The sequence below is a fragment of the Pseudomonas sp. genome, from assembly GCF_030684895.1.
GTDB lineage: Bacteria > Pseudomonadota > Gammaproteobacteria > Pseudomonadales > Pseudomonadaceae > Aquipseudomonas.
Map to the genome: position 1 here is coordinate 1 of NZ_JAUXXP010000050.1, position 18127 is coordinate 18127.

General features: G+C 61.7%; 19 protein-coding genes. All 19 read left to right on the forward strand.

What is annotated here, in order from left to right:
- The coding region (locus tag Q8M42_RS10930) for a hypothetical protein (RefSeq protein WP_305284037.1) at positions 1 to 255 on the forward strand (255 nt) is incomplete at its 5' end.
- A gap of 134 nt (positions 256 to 389) precedes the next feature.
- Entirely contained in the window at positions 390 to 596 is a 207-nt protein-coding gene (locus Q8M42_RS10935) for a DUF2986 domain-containing protein (RefSeq protein WP_304867848.1), read from the forward strand.
- Between the two features lie 40 nt (positions 597 to 636).
- Positions 637 to 942 (forward strand): cupin domain-containing protein, encoded by a 306-nt coding sequence (locus Q8M42_RS10940; protein WP_304867850.1) that lies wholly within the window; start codon positions 637 to 639, stop codon positions 940 to 942.
- A gap of 21 nt (positions 943 to 963) precedes the next feature.
- Positions 964 to 1377: an SH3 domain-containing protein gene (locus tag Q8M42_RS10945; RefSeq protein WP_304867852.1), complete on the forward strand. Its 414-nt coding sequence runs from the start codon at positions 964 to 966 to the stop codon at positions 1375 to 1377.
- Positions 1378 to 1457: 80 nt separating this feature from the next.
- Positions 1458 to 1766 carry an NIPSNAP family protein gene (locus tag Q8M42_RS10950; protein ID WP_304867854.1) on the forward strand — a complete coding sequence of 103 codons (309 nt, stop codon included), beginning with the start codon at positions 1458 to 1460 and terminating at the stop codon, positions 1764 to 1766.
- 27 nt (positions 1767 to 1793) lie between these two features.
- A complete protein-coding gene (locus tag Q8M42_RS10955; protein WP_304867856.1) occupies positions 1794 to 2336 on the forward strand; it encodes a DinB family protein in 543 nt (180 codons plus the stop codon).
- 30 nt (positions 2337 to 2366) lie between these two features.
- Complete coding sequence (locus tag Q8M42_RS10960) at positions 2367 to 2603, forward strand: helix-hairpin-helix domain-containing protein (protein WP_304867858.1); 237 nt, start codon at positions 2367 to 2369, stop codon at positions 2601 to 2603.
- Positions 2600 to 3289, forward strand: coding sequence for an L-2-amino-thiazoline-4-carboxylic acid hydrolase (locus tag Q8M42_RS10965; protein WP_304867860.1), 690 nt, complete (start codon positions 2600 to 2602; stop codon positions 3287 to 3289). The genes Q8M42_RS10960 and Q8M42_RS10965 overlap by 4 nt, the downstream gene beginning before the upstream one ends.
- A gap of 135 nt (positions 3290 to 3424) precedes the next feature.
- Positions 3425 to 4015: a transcriptional regulator BetI gene (gene betI, locus Q8M42_RS10970; protein WP_304867862.1), complete on the forward strand. Its 591-nt coding sequence runs from the start codon at positions 3425 to 3427 to the stop codon at positions 4013 to 4015.
- 306 nt (positions 4016 to 4321) lie between these two features.
- Positions 4322 to 5794 carry a betaine-aldehyde dehydrogenase gene (betB, locus tag Q8M42_RS10975; RefSeq protein WP_304867864.1) on the forward strand — a complete coding sequence of 491 codons (1473 nt, stop codon included), beginning with the start codon at positions 4322 to 4324 and terminating at the stop codon, positions 5792 to 5794.
- A 182-nt stretch (positions 5795 to 5976) separates the two neighbouring features.
- Complete coding sequence (gene betA, locus Q8M42_RS10980) at positions 5977 to 7665, forward strand: choline dehydrogenase (protein ID WP_304867865.1); 1689 nt, start codon at positions 5977 to 5979, stop codon at positions 7663 to 7665.
- A 214-nt stretch (positions 7666 to 7879) separates the two neighbouring features.
- Positions 7880 to 9619 (forward strand): arginine--tRNA ligase, encoded by a 1740-nt coding sequence (argS, locus tag Q8M42_RS10985; RefSeq protein ID WP_304867867.1) that lies wholly within the window; start codon positions 7880 to 7882, stop codon positions 9617 to 9619.
- Positions 9620 to 10300 carry an SPOR domain-containing protein gene (locus Q8M42_RS10990; RefSeq protein WP_304867869.1) on the forward strand — a complete coding sequence of 227 codons (681 nt, stop codon included), beginning with the start codon at positions 9620 to 9622 and terminating at the stop codon, positions 10298 to 10300.
- Positions 10301 to 10603: 303 nt separating this feature from the next.
- Positions 10604 to 11134, forward strand: coding sequence for an ATP-dependent protease subunit HslV (hslV, locus tag Q8M42_RS10995; RefSeq protein ID WP_090254921.1), 531 nt, complete (start codon positions 10604 to 10606; stop codon positions 11132 to 11134).
- 27 nt (positions 11135 to 11161) lie between these two features.
- A complete protein-coding gene (gene hslU / locus Q8M42_RS11000; protein WP_304867872.1) occupies positions 11162 to 12502 on the forward strand; it encodes an HslU--HslV peptidase ATPase subunit in 1341 nt (446 codons plus the stop codon).
- Between the two features lie 91 nt (positions 12503 to 12593).
- Positions 12594 to 12968, forward strand: a complete 375-nt coding sequence (locus Q8M42_RS11005) for a DUF971 domain-containing protein (protein WP_304867873.1) — start codon at positions 12594 to 12596, stop codon at positions 12966 to 12968.
- A 515-nt stretch (positions 12969 to 13483) separates the two neighbouring features.
- Positions 13484 to 15163 carry a class II poly(R)-hydroxyalkanoic acid synthase gene (gene phaC, locus Q8M42_RS11010; RefSeq protein ID WP_304867874.1) on the forward strand — a complete coding sequence of 560 codons (1680 nt, stop codon included), beginning with the start codon at positions 13484 to 13486 and terminating at the stop codon, positions 15161 to 15163.
- A 156-nt stretch (positions 15164 to 15319) separates the two neighbouring features.
- On the forward strand, positions 15320 to 16180 hold the full coding sequence (phaZ, locus tag Q8M42_RS11015) for a poly(3-hydroxyalkanoate) depolymerase (RefSeq protein WP_304867875.1): 861 nt from the start codon (positions 15320 to 15322) through the stop codon (positions 16178 to 16180).
- A 195-nt stretch (positions 16181 to 16375) separates the two neighbouring features.
- A complete protein-coding gene (gene phaC, locus Q8M42_RS11020) occupies positions 16376 to 18058 on the forward strand; it encodes a class II poly(R)-hydroxyalkanoic acid synthase (RefSeq protein WP_304867876.1) in 1683 nt (560 codons plus the stop codon).
- Positions 18059 to 18127 lie beyond the last annotated feature (69 nt).

An 18127-nucleotide genomic window follows, 5' to 3' on the forward strand; every position in this document is an offset into this window, starting at 1 on the left:
AATATGGGACTACTTCAGACCATCCCTAAGGAAACTCTGAAAAAAAGTACAGGCGGATCAAACAACTACAGAATCGTAACCGCGGTCTTCGGACTATTCTTCGTCGTGCTTGCGGTCGCAATTGTCGTCGTGTCTGATCGCACTGTCGGCCCCCTACTCGCCGCTGCGGTCGTTAGTGTCTTGGGCATTGATGCCATTTTCAGCGCATTTCGCAACAAGCCTTCGCTGCTATCCCGTATCGGCCCATTACCATGACTACCAGGGGCATAAGGCCCAAGAAACTAGGGGTAGAGTCATTTTTTTGATCAACCCAGCCCCCTCACACCACTATACAACCCAACCAAACCGCTTTCTTTGTATGTCCCATTTAACTGACCCGGCCTAAAACAATGAACCGCCGCAAGAAAATCAAACAGCTACTAGAAGCCCATGCAAAAAAGGCCAACGCCAAATTGGCACCCAAGAAAAAATCTACCTATATCAGCAAAGCCGACCGCTTAAAACTGGCCGAAGAAGCCAACCAAGATTCAATCGTTACTCCCGAGCCAACGGGGTCGGATTTAATCGCCGAAACCAAAGACGCTTCACAACCATAAATTCAATACGCCGTGATGAACTACAAGGAAGAGCGCTCATATGCCTGGCCAATATCCAAACAGAATCAAACAACTGCCTTTATTCGACGGCCGCTTTGACGCCTATAAGCTTGAAGCAAAAGACAGCACCGTTCTGTTTGCCTCCTACCCCGCAGGCACCTCCATCCCGCCGCATACCCACGACACCGATAACCATGGCGTGATTACGCGCGGCGAATTGATCCTGAGCATAAATAACCAAACGATCAGAGTTGGCGTCGGCGAGTGGTATCACGTACCTGCAAACGTTGAGCACTCCGCTCTGTTTGAGGTTGATACGGATGAGGTTGAATTCTGGTTTGTGTAAGCGCAGAGCAACCCATCCAAATTGCTCAATCCGTTCGCACTGATCGCTAGCCAGAAAAAGGAAGGCTATATGCACGCAAGGAAGTACCTCGTCACCCGTCCGCATCAAAGTGAATTCCCCAGCCCCATCACGTTCAAGAAGGGCGCAGCGCTTGTGGTAGGCGAGGAATATAAAGGTGCGCAAGCCTGGGACAATTGGTTCCTTTGCAGCACGCAGGGTCAGCAGCCCGGCTGGGTTCCGGGTCAGCTTATTGAGCGCCTGGGTGGCACCACCGGCCGCGCACTGGATGACTACACGGCCAGAGAGCTGGATGTACAAGAAGGTGATTTACTCGTTGGCACCAGAGCATTGAATGGTTGGCTCTGGTGTGAAAGAACGGGCGACTCGGCATCAGGCTGGGTGCCGCTAGAGAACCTTGAAGAAGTCCAGCAATAGCCTTCTCCCATTCGCCCCAACTGAGCCGCCGCATCAACCAAGCCGTTTAAAGTAGCCATTCCAATCATTGAGGGATCACCATGATCACCTGCCATATCCGCTACGTACTCGACCCGCGCAAGCTCAAGGAATTCGAGCATTACGGCAAGCTGTGGATTGCCCTGGTGGCGAAGTTTGGCGGCACGCATCACGGTTACTTTCTGCCCTCGGAAGGTGCCAACAATATCGGCCTGGCGATGTTCAGCTTCCCCAGCCTGGCGGCGTACGAGCAGTATCGGCTGAAATCCTTTGCCGACGCCGAGTGCCTGGCGGCCTTTAAATATGCGGAAGAGACCCAGTGCGTGATCAGCTACGAGCGCACCTTCTTTCGCCCGGTATTCGATGCCTGACTGAACCTTAATTGCCGAGTTAAGCGCATGTCCCAGCTAGCCCACTTCCAGTTAATGGCCCGCTATAACGCGTGGATGAATGACAAGCTCTACGCGGCTGCCGGCCAGCTGTCGGCGCAGGCGCTGAGCGAAGATCGCGGGGCGTTTTTCCCGTCCATCCTCGCCACGCTCAACCATATTGCGCTGGCCGATATCATCTGGCTCAAGCGCTTTGCCGAGCACCCGGCCTGCGCTGACTTGCGCGAAGCGATCAGCGATCTGCAACGGCCAGTGGCGCTGGATCAGCTGTTGTTCGACTCCTTCGCGCCGCTACACGCTTTGCGCAGTCGACTGGATGGGCATATCAGCGACTGGGTAGCAGCGCTGAGCGAGGCGGACCTGGAATATGTGCTGGCCTACGGCAATATGAAGGGCGTGCCGGCGCAACGCCCGTATGCCAGCCTGATGCTGCATTTCTTCAATCATCAAACCCACCATCGCGGCCAGGCCAGCACCTTGCTACACCAGGCCGGTCAGGATATCGGCGTGACCGACTTGCTCGCACTGATCGCCGATGTAGACCCGCGCTAACGCGCACAACCAGCGGACAGGACGTCGCCCATGGCTTTTAACCAAACCGAACGCCTTAGCCTGCTCGCCATCAAGGGCGTTGGCCCCACGGTGATCAAGCGCTTCGAGGAGCTAGGCATCGACTCCCTGGCGCAGCTGGCCACTTACCGGGCCGAGGATATCGCCGAGATGGTTGCCGCCATGCTCGGCAGCACCTGCTGGAAGAACAGCCCACTGGCCAAGGCGGCGCTAAATGCGGCCATCGCCAGAGCCAAAGACAGCCAATGAAGCCGCTGGCCCTGCTGCTGGTTTATCTCCCGCGCATCGCCTTTCGCCGGGCGGCGCAGACGCAGCTGGGTGCGTGTTTGCCGGCAACCACGGCGGCTGCGGTATGGGCCAGAACCCTGGAAGTACAAAGCGAATTGCAAGGCACGCGGCTGCGCCATTCGCCGGGGGTGAATCTGCTGCTGCGTTATATGCAGTGGGATTACGCGCTGTACCGCGCCTTGCAGGAGCACGGCATAGGCCAGCAGCAGGCCGGCGAGTGGATTGAGCAGATCAACTGGCAGATCTTCGCCCCGGCCAGCGCCCTGGCGTTCAAGCTGTCGCGCCTGCGCAGCAGCCGCTTACAGGCGCGCATCCATTGGCTGCTCGATGCGCTGTTTCGCCTGGTGTTTACCCGCCCTTTCCGCCGCACAAATCTGCCCGCCGTCGCTGGCGTGGCATTTGATGTGCAGGTGTGCCCACTGGCCAGTTACCTGCGCGAGCAGGGTGCGCCGGAGCTGACCCACTTTGCCGCGTGCAGCCTGGATTACCGCATGGCCAGCGACTGGGGCGTGACGCTGCAACGTAGGCAAACCATTGCAGGCGGCGCGGCGTATTGCGATTTTCGCTTTAGCGTGCCGCCCGTTCAGCTGATTGCTCGCGCAGGCGCGGGCGTCGATAAAACCGCCGCCGATCAGCCTGAAAGCTAGCTCCGTCGGCCCTCGCGCAGCGGCATGCCCCTGACCGACAGGTCATCCCTGGAACGTCATGTTTGATTGATCGTTCAACAATAACCGGCCTAGACTGCGCGCATTCCGGGGATGCCCCCATCGATGGAGAAGCAGATGCCCAAGGTCGGAATGCAACCGATCCGCCGCTCGCAATTGATCGCGGCCACCCTCGAAGCGGTTGATCAGGTCGGCATGAGCGATGCCAGCATCGCCTATATCGCGCGGATCGCCGGGGTCTCCAATGGCATCATCAGCCACTATTTCCGCGACAAGAACGGCCTGCTCGACGCCACCATGCGCCACCTGATGAAGGCGCTCAGCGATGCCGTGCGCGAACGCCGCGCCAGCTTGCCGCCGGACCAGCCGCGCGAGCACCTGCGGGCGATGATTGAAGGCAACTTCGATGACAGCCAGGTCAACGGCCCGGCGATGAAAACCTGGCTGGCGTTCTGGGCCACCAGCATGCACCAGCCGGCGCTGCGGCGTTTGCAGCGGGTCAACGATCACCGCCTGTATTCCAACCTGTGCGGGCAATTCAGCCGAGTATTGCCGCAGGAGCAGGCGCGCAGCGCGGCCCGTGGCCTGGCGGCATTGATCGATGGCTTGTGGCTGCGCGGGGCGCTGTCCGGCGAAGGCTTCGACACCCGCCAGGCGATCGAGATCGCCTACGAATACCTCGATCTGCAGTTGGCCAAGGCGCAGTAAACCTCGCACACCTTCAACCGAGGCGATGGCTGAGTGGACTGCTATGGGAGTGCTCAGCTCTTGTAGGAGCGGGCTTGCCCGCGATCTCTTGCTGACTCAAAAGCATCGCGGGCAAGCCCGCTCCTACAGATCTCGTAGAGCCCCAATACCGCCACCGACACGCCCTGCGTGTCGCGTTTGACTGTGCCCTGTCGTTTTTATTGATTGATCGTTCAATTAAGATAATTTAGCCTTGCGTCTATATTGCCTACACCGACGACCTGCACCAGGCGGCTCGCGTCGCCCACCGCACACGAGGAACGCGCCATGCCCCGCTTCGACGAACAGCAGCTCTTTATTGGCGGCCGTTATGTAACGGCCAGCAGCGGCGAGACCTTCGACAGCATCAACCCCGCCACCGGCGAAGTACTGGCCCGCGTGCAGCGCGCCAGCCAGGCGGACGTGGAACTGGCTGTGGCTAGCGCCACTGCCGGGCAGAAGGTGTGGGCAGCGATGACCGCCATGCAGCGTTCGCGCATCCTGCGCAAGGCCGTGGATATTCTGCGCGAGCGCAACGATGAGCTGGCCGAGCTGGAAACCCTCGACACTGGCAAGCCGCTGAGCGAAACCCGCTACGTCGATATCGTCACTGGTGCGGACGTGCTGGAGTACTACGCCGGCTTGATTCCGGCCATCGAAGGCGAGCAGATCCCGCTGCGCGACACCAGCTTCGTCTACACCCGCCGCGAGCCGCTGGGTGTGGTCGCCGGTATTGGCGCGTGGAACTACCCGATCCAGATCGCCCTGTGGAAATCCGCCCCGGCCCTGGCCGCCGGCAACGCGATGATCTTCAAACCGAGCGAAGTGACCTCGCTAAGCGCGCTGAAACTGGCGGAAATCTACAGCGCCGCCGGCGTGCCGGATGGCGTGTTCAACGTGCTTACCGGCAGCGGCCGGGAAGTTGGCCAGTGGCTGACCGAGCATCCGGGCATCGAGAAGATTTCCTTTACCGGCGGCACCGTGACCGGCAAGAAGGTCATGGCCAGCGCCTCCAGCTCGTCGCTCAAGGAAGTGACCATGGAGCTGGGCGGCAAGTCGCCGCTGATCATCTTCGAGGACGCCGACCTCGACCGCGCCGCCGATATCGCGGTGATGGCCAACTTCTACAGCTCCGGCCAGGTCTGCACCAACGGCACCCGCGTGTTTGTGCCGCGCATGCTGCAGGCGCGCTTCGAAGCCAAGGTGGTTGAGCGGGTCAAACGCATCCGCCTCGGCGACCCGCTTGCCGAGACCACCAACTTCGGCCCGCTGGTCAGCGCGGCGCATATGGACAGCGTGCTCGGCTATATCGAAAAAGGCCGCAGCGAAGGCGCGCGCCTGCTGATCGGCGGCAACCGCGTCACCGAGGGCGACTACGCCAAGGGCGCCTATGTCGCGCCGACCGTGTTCACCGACTGCAACGACAGCATGACCATCGTGCGTGAGGAAATCTTCGGCCCGGTGATGAGTATTCTGGTTTACGACAGCGAAGACGAAGTGATCCGCCGCGCCAACGCCACCGAATACGGCCTGGCCGCCGGCGTGGTCACCCGCGACCTGAACCGCGCGCACCGGGTGATCCACAAACTGGAAGCCGGTATCTGCTGGATCAACACCTGGGGCGAGTCGCCTGCGGAAATGCCGGTGGGCGGCTACAAGCAGTCCGGCGTCGGCCGCGAAAACGGCCTAACCACCCTGGCGCACTACACGCGGATCAAATCGGTACAGGTCGAGCTGGGCGGCTACACCTCGGTGTTTTAAGCATCTTATCCGTGGGAGGGGCTTTAGCCGCGAACGGTGTCGCGGCTAAAGCCCCTCCGACAGACCGACTGCTATCCATACGGCAACCCGATCACCCGGTCTTCACCGCCCCGTAGCCCGGATGCAATCCGGGAACAGTCACCGCGTTTTCCCCGGAGTGCATCCGGGCTACAGGAGCTTTTATGCCCCAGGAATTCGACTACATCATCATCGGCGCCGGCTCGGCCGGTAACGTGCTGGCCACCCGTCTGACTGAAGATGCCGACGTCAGCGTGCTGCTGCTGGAAGCCGGCGGCCCGGATTACCGCCTGGATTTCCGCACCCAGATGCCCGCCGCCCTGGCCTTTCCGCTGCAAGGCCGGCGTTACAACTGGGCCTACCTGACCGAACCCGAGCCGCATATGAACAACCGCCGTATGGAATGCGGGCGCGGCAAGGGCCTGGGCGGCTCGTCCTTGATCAACGGCATGTGCTACATCCGTGGCAACGCCATGGACTACGACGGCTGGGCTGCGGGAAAGGGTCTGGAAGACTGGAGCTACCTGGATTGCCTGCCGTATTTCCGCAAAGCGGAAACCCGTGATATCGGCGCCAACGCCTACCACGGTGGTGATGGCCCCGTATCGGTAACCACCCCGAAGAACGGCAATAACCCGCTATTCCACGCCATGATCGAAGCCGGCGTGCAGGCCGGTTATCCGCGCACCGACGACCTCAACGGCTACCAGCAGGAAGGCTTCGGCCCGATGGACCGTACCGTTACGCCCAAGGGCCGCCGTTCCAGCACCGCGCGCGGCTATCTCGATCAAGCCCGCGAACGGCCGAACCTGACCATCGTTACCCACGCCCTGACCGACCGCATTTTGTTCAGCGGCAAACGCGCCAGCGGCGTGGCGTATCTGCTCGGCGACAACGACACACCGATCACCGTCATCGCGCGCCGCGAAGTGCTGCTGTGCGGCGGCGCGATTGCTTCCCCGCAGGTACTGCAACGCTCCGGCGTCGGCCCGGCGGCGCTGCTGCGCGAGCTGGGCATCCCCTTGGTGCACGACCTGCCAGGCGTCGGCCAGAACCTGCAGGACCACCTGGAGGTGTACCTGCAGTACGCCTGCAAGCAGCCGGTGTCGCTGTACCCGGCGCTGCAATGGTGGAACCAGCCGATGATCGGCGCCAATTGGCTGTTCCTCGGCAAAGGCATCGGCGCCAGCAACCAATTCGAGGCCGGCGGTTTTATCCGCTCAAGCAGCGAGTTCGAATGGCCGAATATCCAGTACCACTTCCTGCCGGTGGCAATTAACTACAACGGCAGCAACGCGGTGAAGGAACACGGCTTCCAGGCGCACATGGGCTCCATGCGCTCGCCGAGCCGTGGGCGCATTCAGGTCAAATCCAAGGACCCGCGCCAGCACCCAAGCATCCTCTTTAACTACATGGCCCACGAGCAGGACTGGCGCGAATTCCGCGATGGCATCCGCATCACCCGCGAAATCATGGCGCAATCGGCGCTGGACCCGTATCGCGGTCGCGAGCTGAGCCCGGGCATCGAACTGCAAAGCGATGCCGAACTGGACGCCTTTATCCGCGAACATGCAGAAACGGCCTACCATCCGTCATGTTCCTGCAAGATGGGCGAAGACGACATGGCAGTGGTCGACGGCCAGGGCCGGGTGCATGGCGTAAAAGGTCTGCGGGTAGTGGATGCGTCGATCATGCCGCTGATCGTCACCGGCAACCTCAACGCGCCGACCATCATGATGGCCGAGAAGATTGCCGACAAAATCCGTGGCCGCGCCCCGCTGCCACGCAGCACCGCGCCGTATTTTGTCGCCGGTAACGCAGCCGTGCGTGGCACCGCGCAGCGCTCCGCGTAGTCAGCGCGATCAGCCGTAGCCCGGATGCAATCCGGGAGCGGCTTTGCCGGGGCCGATGCGCCCCGGATTGCATCCGGGCTACACCACGGCTCGCCTGCCTTTAACCGGTCAAAACCACACGCTGCTTGAAGCTGCGGGCGAAGGGCGTCGATAATGCGCAGTTTTCAACCAGCGCCATTGTGCGCCGCCGCCCCAACGGCCGACCGAGCAGACCATGAAAGACAGCATTCGCCACCTGATTCAGCAAGCCCTGACCCGCCTCACCGCCGACGGCGTGCTGCCCGAAGGCCTGAGCCCGGCCATTCAGGTGGAGAACACCAAAGACAAAACCCACGGTGATTTCGCCAGCAACATCGCCATGATGCTGGCCAAGCCAGCCGGCATGAAGCCGCGCGACCTGGCTGAAAAGCTGATCGCCTCGCTCCCCGCCGATGCCGACATCAGTAAGGTCGAAATCGCCGGCCCGGGTTTTCTCAATTTCTACCAAGACACCGAAGCCCTGGCCGCGCGCCTGGATGCCCTGCTGGCCGATGCCAAGCTCGGCGTGCGCAAAAATGGCCCCGCGCAGCGTGTGGTAGTCGACCTGTCGGCCCCTAACCTGGCCAAAGAGATGCACGTGGGCCACCTGCGCTCAACCATCATCGGTGACGGCGTGGCGCGGGTGCTGGAGTTCCTCGGTGACGAAGTAATCCGGCAGAACCACGTCGGCGACTGGGGCACCCAGTTCGGCATGCTGCTGGCTTATATGCAGGAAAACCCAGAGGCCGCCGAAAGCGAGCTGGCCGATCTGGAAGGCTTCTACCGCGCGGCGAAGAAGCGCTTCGACGACTCTGCCGAGTTCGCCGAGCGTGCCCGCGAGCTGGTGGTGCAGTTGCAAGCCGGCGATGCAGAATGCCTGCGCCTGTGGCACCGCTTCAACGATATTTCCCTGAGCCACTGCCAGGCGTTGTATGACCGCCTTGGCGTGAAGCTGAGCATGGCCGACGTCAAGGGCGAGAGCGCCTACAACGACGACCTGGCCAACGTAGTCGCTGACCTCAAGGCCAAGGGCCTGCTCAGCGAGAGCGATGGCGCCCAGTGCGTGTTCATGGAGCAGTTCAAGAACGCCGAAGACAACCCGCTGCCGCTGATCGTGCAAAAAGCTGGCGGCGGCTACCTGTACGCCACCACCGACCTGGCCGCTACCCGCTACCGCGCCAACGTACTCAAGGCGGACCGCGCGCTGTACTTCGTCGATCAGCGCCAGGCTCTGCACTTCCAGATGGTCTTCACCGCCGCGCGCCTGGCCGGTTTCGTGCCTGCCAACATGCAGCTGGAACATATGGGCTTCGGCACCATGAATGGCGCCGATGGCCGCCCGTTCAAGACCCGCGATGGCGGCACGGTGAAGCTGGTCGACCTGCTCGATGAAGCCGAAGAGCGCGCCTACGCCCTGGTCAAAGGCAAGAACCCCGAACTGGACGAAGCCGAACTACGGCAGATCGCCCGCGCCGTGGGCATCGGCGCAGTGAAATACGCCGACCTGTCCAAGCACCGCACCAGCGATTACCGCTTCAACTTCGAGCTGATGCTGAGCTTCGAGGGCAACACCGCGCCGTACCTGCTGTACGCCTACACCCGCGTGGCCAGCGTGTTCCGCAAGCTGGGCAAGGGCTTTGAGCAGCTCGAAGGCAGCCTCGACCTGCAGGCCGCCCATGAAATCGAACTGGCCGGCAAGCTCGCGCAGTTCGCGGAAGTGCTCGCCAGCGTGGCCGACAAGGGCGAGCCGCACTTGCTCTGCGCCTACCTGTATGACCTGGCCGGCTTGTTCTCGAGCTTCTACGAGAACTGCCCGATCCTCTCCACCGAGGACATCGCTGTGCGCAACAGCCGCCTGCGCCTGGCCGCGCTGACTGCGCGCACGCTCAAGCAGGGCCTGGAACTGCTCGGCCTGGAAACCCTGGAGCGCATGTAAGTGGCCGCCAAGAAAAAGCCCGCCGCCAAACGCGGCGCCAGCCGTTACCAAGCACCGGCGAAAAAGCCGGTGCCGGGTTGGTTCTGGCTGGTTTGCGGCCTGGTGATCGGCGGTTTTATGGTGTTTCTATTCAGCCTCGAACCGGGCCGCGATGAGATCAAGCGCAGCAAGGTCGAACAGGCGCGCGTTGCTCAGGCCAGCAAAGCAGCTGCCGCCAAGCCTGCGACCAGCGAGCCGGCCAAGCCCAAGTACGACTTCTACACCCTGCTGCCGGAGTCGGAAGTGATTCTGCCGCCGCAAAGCATCGAACCCGTCGCCCCGCCCGCGCAGAAACCGGTCACCCCGGAAGAAGCCGCGAAGATCGACGCCGCCCGTGCCGAAGCTGCACTTAACGGCCAGGTGCCGCCACCGCCGCCAGTGGTCGCCAAGGGCCCGGTGAGCTCGCAGTTCTTCCTCCAGGCTGGCTCTTTCCGCCGCAAGGACGACGCCGACAGCCTGCGCGCGCAGATCATCCTGCTCGGGCAAAGCGTGCAGGTGGAATCCGGCACCGTGCGCGAGGAAACCTGGCACCGCGTGCTGGTCGGCCCCTTCGCCACCCGCGAACAGCTCGGTCAGGCGCAGAAATCTCTGGCGGCCAGCGGCTTTAGCAATCTGTTGTTACAGCAACGGCAAAGCCAGTAAGCTCAGGCCCTGTGGCGCACTCCAAGAACCTGTTTCGGATCTCGCGAGCTAGAGCAAAACAAGGCGCTACGTTAGTAACAGCCTCCGGCTGGTCAAGCGGCTGAGGAAGCGGAGTTTACGAGTTGTAAATGAGCATTCCGAAGCCGTTTTCAACGCAGTTTGGCCGACGCGCAGCAGATTCCGAGACAGGTTCTGACGACTATTTGTCGGACAGCGGATGCCCCAGGGCTTGAAGCAGGGCATCGCTGCCCCCACTTCTCTCAGCATTGGGCACTTTCGCCCCGCTGCGTGGAGACTCTCCCCTTGACCACCATCGTTTCAGTGCGCCGCAACGGCAAAGTCGTCATGGGCGGCGACGGCCAGGTGTCCCTTGGCAATACCGTGATGAAAGGCAACGCGAAGAAAGTTCGCCGCCTGTACCACGGCCAGGTGCTGGCTGGCTTCGCCGGTGCCACCGCCGACGCCTTTACCCTGTTTGAACGCTTTGAAGGCCAGCTGGAGAAACACCAGGGCCATCTGGTACGCGCCGCCGTCGAGCTGGCCAAAGACTGGCGCACCGACCGCTCGCTGAGCCGCCTGGAAGCCATGCTGGCCGTGGCCAACAAGGACGCCTCGCTGATCATCACCGGCAACGGCGACGTGGTTGAGCCCGAGCACGGCCTGATCGCCATGGGCTCCGGTGGCGGCTTCGCCCAGGCCGCGGCCATGGCCCTGCTGCAGAAAACCGACCTGAGCGCCCGTGAAATCACCGAAACCGCACTGAACATTGCCGGTTCCATCTGTGTCTTCACTAACCAAACCCTGACAATTGAGGAGGAGGATTGCGCTGAATAAGCGCGTCTTCCTCTGGAGTATCGCCGCATGTCCATGACGCCCCGCGAGATCGTTCACGAACTCAACCGCCATATCATCGGTCAGGACGACGCCAAGCGCGCCGTGGCCATCGCCCTGCGCAACCGCTGGCGGCGCATGCAGCTGCCGCTTGAGCTGCGCGCCGAAGTCACGCCGAAGAACATCCTGATGATCGGCCCGACCGGCGTCGGCAAGACTGAAATTGCCCGGCGCCTGGCCAAGCTGGCCAATGCGCCGTTTATCAAGGTGGAAGCGACCAAATTCACCGAGGTCGGCTATGTCGGCCGTGATGTCGAGTCGATCATCCGTGACCTCGCCGATGCGGCGATCAAGATGCTGCGCGAGCAGGAGATGATCAAGGTGCGCCACCGCGCCGAAGATGCCGCTGAAGAGCGCATCCTCGATGCTCTGCTGCCACCAGCCCGCACCGGTTTCAGCGAGGAAGCCGCACCGGGCAGCGACTCCAACACCCGCCAGCTGTTCCGCAAGCGCCTGCGCGAAGGCCAGCTGGACGACAAGGACATCGAGATCGAAGTGGCCGACGCCCCGGCCGGCATCGAAATCATGACCCCGCCGGGCATGGAAGAGATGACCAACCAGCTGCAAAGCCTGTTCTCCAACATGGGCAAGGGCAAGAAGAAGAGCCGCAAGCTCAAGGTCAAGGAAGCCCTGAAACTGGTGCGCGATGAAGAAGCCGCGCGCCTGGTCAACGAGGAAGAACTCAAGGCCCAGGCTCTGGAAGCCGTGGAACAGAACGGCATCGTGTTTATCGACGAGATCGACAAGGTCGCCAAGCGCGGCAATACCGGCGGCGCCGACGTATCCCGCGAAGGCGTACAGCGCGACCTGCTGCCGCTGATCGAAGGCTGCACGGTGAACACCAAGCTGGGCATGGTGAAAACCGACCACATCCTGTTTATCGCCTCCGGCGCGTTCCACCTGAGCAAGCCGAGCGACCTGGTGCCTGAGCTGCAGGGCCGCCTGCCAATTCGTGTGGAGCTGAAAGCCCTGACCCCGCAGGACTTCGAGCGCATCCTCACCGAGCCGCACGCCTCGCTGACAGAGCAATACGCCGCACTGCTGAACACCGAAGGCCTGGGCATCCAGTTTGTTGCCGAGGGCATCAAGCGCATTGCCGAGATTGCCTATCAGGTCAACGAGAAGACCGAGAACATCGGCGCGCGCCGCCTGCACACCCTGCTCGAACGTCTGCTCGAGGAAGTGTCTTTCAGCGCGGGCGACCTGGCCGGCCAGCAGAACGGCACGCCGATCGTGATCGACGCCGCCTACGTCAACAGTCACCTCGGCGAGCTGGCGCAGGATGAAGACCTGTCGCGCTATATTCTTTAACCACCCCACCCCGTAGCCCGGATGCAATCCGGGGCCGCTCATCGCGAAGCCCCCGGATTGCATCCGGGCTACACCGCCTCTGGAATCGAGCATGCGTATCCCCACGGCGATCAAACTGCACAAAGCCTCGAAAACCCTGGAGCTGCACTACGGGGACAACGAGCGCTACACCCTGCCCGCCGAGTTTCTACGTGTGCATTCGCCGTCGGCGGAAGTGCAGGGCCACGGCAAGCCGATCCTGCAAACCGGCAAGCTCGGCGTCGGCCTGAGCAAGATCGAGCCCGCTGGCAATTACGCGCTGAAATTGACCTTCGATGACGGCCACGACAGCGGCCTGTTCACCTGGGATTACCTGGAGCAACTATCCCTGCGCCAGAGCGAACTGTGGAGCGATTACCTCGCCACCCTGGCCGCCGCCGGCAAGTCCCGCGACCCCAGCGAAAGCGTGGTCAAACTGCTGCTCTGAAGCGCCCTGACGACATGCCGTCAGGAATTGACTCAGGTGCTTCAGCTATTTCCTCACTCGCGCCCCGCCAAGCGGCAATCTGCCGCAGCGCAGCAGCCCGTCTAGCCCGTTGATCCTGACCGGTTAGAGCGCATTTTCTAATCCTTCCCGGCATACTCATCGCGCATTCGGCCTGGATCGCGGCCAGCTTGCACAAATTCTCAAACTCGGGTAACCAAGTAGTTGGAAGTTTCTCGCGCCAGGCAGCCCTTGCGACGAGGAAGATTGCGGAGTGATCCGCCCTTGGTAATCCGGGCAATACCTGGTTCATGGAACCTGTTCAAAGTCTCGCGAGCTAGAGTCATGCAAGGCAAGAACAGGCGAGGAAGCGGAGTGTACTTTTGTACATGAGCATTCCGAGTCTGCTCTTAACGCAGCAGGACCGACGCGCAGCAGACTTGGAGCAGGTTCTAGCCCTGTGTCGCCGTGCACAGCCTTACGCCGGTATTTCGTCTCAGGACAATGGAGCGTTGTAGATGACAGATAAGAATAACGATGACCTGAAGCACCAGGCCTCCGAGAACACATTGGGCCTTAACCCGGTGATCGGCATCCGCGGTAAAGACCTACTTAGCTCCGCCCGAGTAGTGCTCAAGCAAGCCCTCAAGCAACCGCTGCACAGCGCCAAACACCTTGCCCACTTCAGCCTGGAGCTGAAGAACGTGATGCTCGGCCAATCCGACCTCACCCCCGCCGATGGCGACCGGCGCTTTGCCGATCCCGCCTGGAGCCAGAATCCGCTGTACCGCCGTTACCTGCAGACCTACCTGGCCTGGCGCAAGGAGCTGCATGACTGGGTCGAGCACAGCAACCTGTCCGAACAGGATGCCAGCCGTGGCCACTTCGTGATCAACCTGATGACCGAAGCCATGGCCCCAAGCAATAGCATGGCCAACCCGGCTGCGGTCAAACGCTTCTTTGAAACCGGCGGCAAGAGCCTGCTCGACGGTCTGTCGCACCTGGCCCAGGACATCGTCAACAACGGTGGCATGCCCAGCCAGGTCAACATGAATGCCTTCGAGGTCGGCAAAAGCCTGGCCACCACCGACGGCGCGGTGATTTTCCGCAACGATCTGCTGGAGCTGATCCAGTACAAGCCGATCACCGAGCAGGTGCACGAGCGCCCACTGCTGGTGGTGCCGCCGCAGATCAACAAGTTCTACGTGTTCGACCTGTCACCGGAAAAGAGCGTGGCGCGCTTCCTGTTGCGCAACGGCATCCAGACCTTCGTGGTGAGCTGGCGCAACCCGACCAAGGCCCACCGCGAGTGGGGCCTGTCGACCTATATCGAAGCGCTGAAAGAAGCCATCGACGTGGTTACCGCCGTCACTGGCAGCAAAGACATCAATATGCTCGGCGCCTGCTCCGGCGGCCTGACCACCACCTCGCTGTTGGGCCATTACGCCGCGCTGGGTGAGAAGAAGGTGCATGCCCTGACCCTGCTGGTCAGCGTGCTCGACAACCGCCTGGAAACCGATGTGGCGCTGTTCGCCGACGAGAAAAGCCTGGAGATGGCCAAGCGCCGCTCCTACCAGGCCGGCGTACTGGAAGGCAGCGACATGGCCAAGGTGTTCGCCTGGATGCGCCCCAACGACCTGATCTGGAACTACTGGGTCAACAACTACCTGCTCGGCAACGAGCCGCCGGTGTTCGATATCCTCTACTGGAACAACGACACCACGCGCCTGCCCGCTGCCCTGCATGGCGAATTTATCGACATGTTTACCTCCAACCCGCTGATCCGCGCGGGCGCACTGGAAGTCTGCGGCACCCCGGTCGACCTCAAGCAGGTCACCAGCGACCTCTACTGCGTGGCCGGCACCACCGACCACATCACGCCGTGGGAGTCGTGCTACAAGTCCGCCAAGCTGTTTGGTGGCAATGTCGAGTTCATTCTGTCCAACAGCGGGCATATCCAGAGCATTCTCAACCCGCCGGGTAACCCGAAATCACGCTACATGACCAACACCCAGATGCACGCGGACCCGAAAACCTGGCAAGCCAGCTCGACCAAGCACGCCGACTCCTGGTGGCTGCATTGGCAGGTCTGGCTTGGCGAGCGCTCCGGCGCGCAGAAAAAGGCACCGAGCCAACTGGGCAACAAGAAATACCCGGCCGGCGAAGCAGCCCCCGGCACCTACGTTCACGAACGTTGATCACCTGCGCACTGCGCAACACTGCCCGCGGCACTGGAGGTGTCGCTCGCCCACCCGCTCATTTGCGCGGGTGAGGCGAACCAGGCTTTGCCCTGGCGTTTCTGGAAAAGACCCGGAGGGTCTGATCCAGCGTTTTAATTGATAGGGCTTTTGCGCATGTCGCTACCTTTCGTATTCCGCACCATTGAATTGGACGGCCAGACCATCCGTACCGCGGTTCGCCCCGGCAACGGCAAGATGACCCCGCTGCTGATCTTCAACGGCATCGGGGCCAACCTGGAGCTGGTCATGCCCTTCGTGCGCGCCCTGGACCCTGGTCTGGAGGTCATCGCCTTCGACGTACCCGGCGTTGGCGGCTCCTCCACGCCCAGCACGCCGTATCGCTTTCCAGGCCTGGCCAAACTCGCCGCGCGCATGCTCGATTACCTCGACTACGGTCAGGTCAATGCGATTGGCGTGTCCTGGGGCGGCGCCCTGGCGCAGCAGTTCGCCCATGACTACCCGGAACGCTGCAAGAAGCTGATCCTCGCGGCCACCTCGGCCGGTGCGGTGATGGTGCCCGGCAAACCCAAGGTGCTCTGGTGCATGGCCAGCCCGCGGCGCTATGTGCAGCCGTCCTACGGCGTGCAGATTGCACCGGAAATCTACGGTGGCGCATTCCGCCGCGACCCGAAACTGGCCCTGGCGCATGCCAGTAAAGTCCGTTCGGGCGGCAAGATGGGCTACTACTGGCAGCTGTTCGCAGGGTTAGGCTGGACCAGCATTCACTGGCTGCACAAGATCCGCCAACCAACACTGGTGATGGCCGGTGACGACGATCCGCTGATCCCGCTGGTGAATATGCGCCTGCTGGCCTGGCGCATCCCCAACTCGGAACTGCACGTGATCGACGATGGCCACCTGTTTCTAGTAACCCGCGCCGAAGCCGTGGCGCCGATCATCATGAAATTCCTCGAGGAAGAACGGCAGCGCGCGGTCATGCACCCGCAGCCCGCGCCTGCTCGCACGCTTGGCTGACCGCACCTTGGTTGGGCACAGACAAAAATACCCTGCACCGAGGCTGTGCCTGCACCTCAGTGCTTGACCCACTACCGGGCACGTTGTATTACCTGAGACTTGGCGCGCGGCAGTCTGGAATGCACCTTGCGCGCGCATTGGTATAAGCCTTGCTGCTTATTGAAGTCTCATGGTTTGACGACGGAGTGTTGCCCAATGCGAGACCAACCAGCCAAACGCGCCTTGCCTGTACGCAGCAGCGTGATGAACGCCCAAAACGCAGTGGTCGGTCTACGCGGCCGTGACCTGCTGTCCACCTTGCGTGGCCTGGCCCTGCAAGGGATCAAACAGCCCATTCACAGCGCCCGGCATGTTGCTGCGTTGGGCGGCCAACTGGGGCGCGTGCTGATGGGCGACAAGCCGTTCAAGGTCAACCCGCAAGACCCGCGCTTCGCCGATCCGACCTGGCGTGATAACCCAATTTACAGCCGCAGCCTGCAAGCCTACCTGGCCTGCCAGAAACAGCTGAACAACTGGATCGACGAGAGCAATCTGGATGCCGATGACCGCGCCCGCGCGCGCTTTGTCGCCACGCTGCTGGGCGATGCCCTGGCGCCGTCCAACACCCTGCTCAACCCCCAGGTGATCAAAGAACTGTTCAACACCGGCGGCAGCAGCCTGCTCAAGGGTGTAACGCATCTGTTCGACGACCTGGTAAACAACGACGGCATGCCCAGCCAGGTCAGCAAACATGCCTTCGAGGTCGGCCGTAACCTGGCCACCACCAACGGCGCCGTGGTGTTTCGCAGCGAGCTGCTGGAGCTGATCCAGTACAAGCCACTGAGCGAAAAGCAGTACAGCAAGCCGCTGCTGATCGTGCCGCCGCAAATCAACAAGTTCTATATTTTCGACCTCTCCAGCGAGAAGAGCTTCGTTCAGTACGCACTGAAGAACGGCCTGCAGACCTTCGTGGTCAGCTGGCGCAACCCCGATCCACGGCATCGCGAGTGGGGCCTGTCGAGCTACGTGGAAGCACTCGAAGTAGCTATTGATGCCTGTCGGGAAATCACTGGCAGCAAGGACGTCAACCTGCTCGGTGCCTGCGCCGGCGGCCTGACCATCGCCGCCCTACAGGGCCATTTGCAGGCCAAACGCCAGCTGCGCAAAGTCGCCAGCGCCACCTATATGGTCAGCCTACTCGACAGCCAGATCGACAGCCCGGCCATGTTGTTTGCCGACGAGCTTACCCTCGAAGCTGCCAAGCGCCGCTCCTATCAACAGGGCGTACTGGATGGTCGCGACATGGCGCGGGTATTCGCCTGGATGCGGCCGAATGATCTGATCTGGAATTACTGGATCAACAACTACCTGCTCGGCAAGCAGCCGCCTGCTTTCGACATTCTCTACTGGAACAACGACAACACTCGCCTGCCCGCAGCCCTGCATGGCGACCTGATCGACTTCTTCAAGCACAACCCGCTGACCCACCCACGCGGCCTGGAAGTCTGCGGCACCCCAGTCGATCTGCAGAAGGTTACGGTGGACAGCTTCAGCGTCGCCGGGATCAACGACCACATCACGCCCTGGGATGCGGTGTACCGCTCAACCCTGCTGCTCGGTGGTGACAGGCGTTTTATCCTGTCCAACAGCGGGCATATTCAGAGCATCCTCAACCCGCCGGGCAACCCAAAATCCAACTACATGGAAAATCCCAAACTCACCGGCGACCCACGCGCCTGGTACCACGATGCCCAGCACGTGCAAGGCAGCTGGTGGCCAGTGTGGCTGAACTGGATGCAGGAGCGTTCGGGCGAGCAGAAGGACACCCTGATGGCCCTGGGCAACCAGAATTACCCAGCCATGGAAGCCGCGCCCGGCACCTATGTGCATGTGCGCTAAACGCTAAGCCATACGTGATCAGACTGGCCGCAAGCCATTGCGGCCAGGTATCGTCAACCTTCCCGCGGC

What these genes read in the sequence shown, in the direction of transcription:
- Q8M42_RS10935 (WP_304867848.1), top strand. Translation starts at nt 390, where the DNA reads ATGAACCGCCGCAAGAAAATCAAACAGCTACTAGAAGCCCATGCAAAA.
- Q8M42_RS10940 (WP_304867850.1), top strand. Translation starts at nt 637, where the DNA reads ATGCCTGGCCAATATCCAAACAGAATCAAACAACTGCCTTTATTCGAC.
- Q8M42_RS10950 (WP_304867854.1), top strand. Translation starts at nt 1,458, where the DNA reads ATGATCACCTGCCATATCCGCTACGTACTCGACCCGCGCAAGCTCAAG.
- Q8M42_RS10955 (WP_304867856.1), top strand. Translation starts at nt 1,794, where the DNA reads ATGTCCCAGCTAGCCCACTTCCAGTTAATGGCCCGCTATAACGCGTGG.
- Q8M42_RS10960 (WP_304867858.1), top strand. Translation starts at nt 2,367, where the DNA reads ATGGCTTTTAACCAAACCGAACGCCTTAGCCTGCTCGCCATCAAGGGC.
- Q8M42_RS10965 (WP_304867860.1), top strand. Translation starts at nt 2,600, where the DNA reads ATGAAGCCGCTGGCCCTGCTGCTGGTTTATCTCCCGCGCATCGCCTTT.
- betI (WP_304867862.1), top strand. Translation starts at nt 3,425, where the DNA reads ATGCCCAAGGTCGGAATGCAACCGATCCGCCGCTCGCAATTGATCGCG.
- betB (WP_304867864.1), top strand. Translation starts at nt 4,322, where the DNA reads ATGCCCCGCTTCGACGAACAGCAGCTCTTTATTGGCGGCCGTTATGTA.
- betA (WP_304867865.1), top strand. Translation starts at nt 5,977, where the DNA reads ATGCCCCAGGAATTCGACTACATCATCATCGGCGCCGGCTCGGCCGGT.
- argS (WP_304867867.1), top strand. Translation starts at nt 7,880, where the DNA reads ATGAAAGACAGCATTCGCCACCTGATTCAGCAAGCCCTGACCCGCCTC.
- hslU (WP_304867872.1), top strand. Translation starts at nt 11,162, where the DNA reads ATGTCCATGACGCCCCGCGAGATCGTTCACGAACTCAACCGCCATATC.
- Q8M42_RS11005 (WP_304867873.1), top strand. Translation starts at nt 12,594, where the DNA reads ATGCGTATCCCCACGGCGATCAAACTGCACAAAGCCTCGAAAACCCTG.
- phaC (WP_304867874.1), top strand. Translation starts at nt 13,484, where the DNA reads ATGACAGATAAGAATAACGATGACCTGAAGCACCAGGCCTCCGAGAAC.
- phaZ (WP_304867875.1), top strand. Translation starts at nt 15,320, where the DNA reads ATGTCGCTACCTTTCGTATTCCGCACCATTGAATTGGACGGCCAGACC.
- phaC (WP_304867876.1), top strand. Translation starts at nt 16,376, where the DNA reads ATGCGAGACCAACCAGCCAAACGCGCCTTGCCTGTACGCAGCAGCGTG.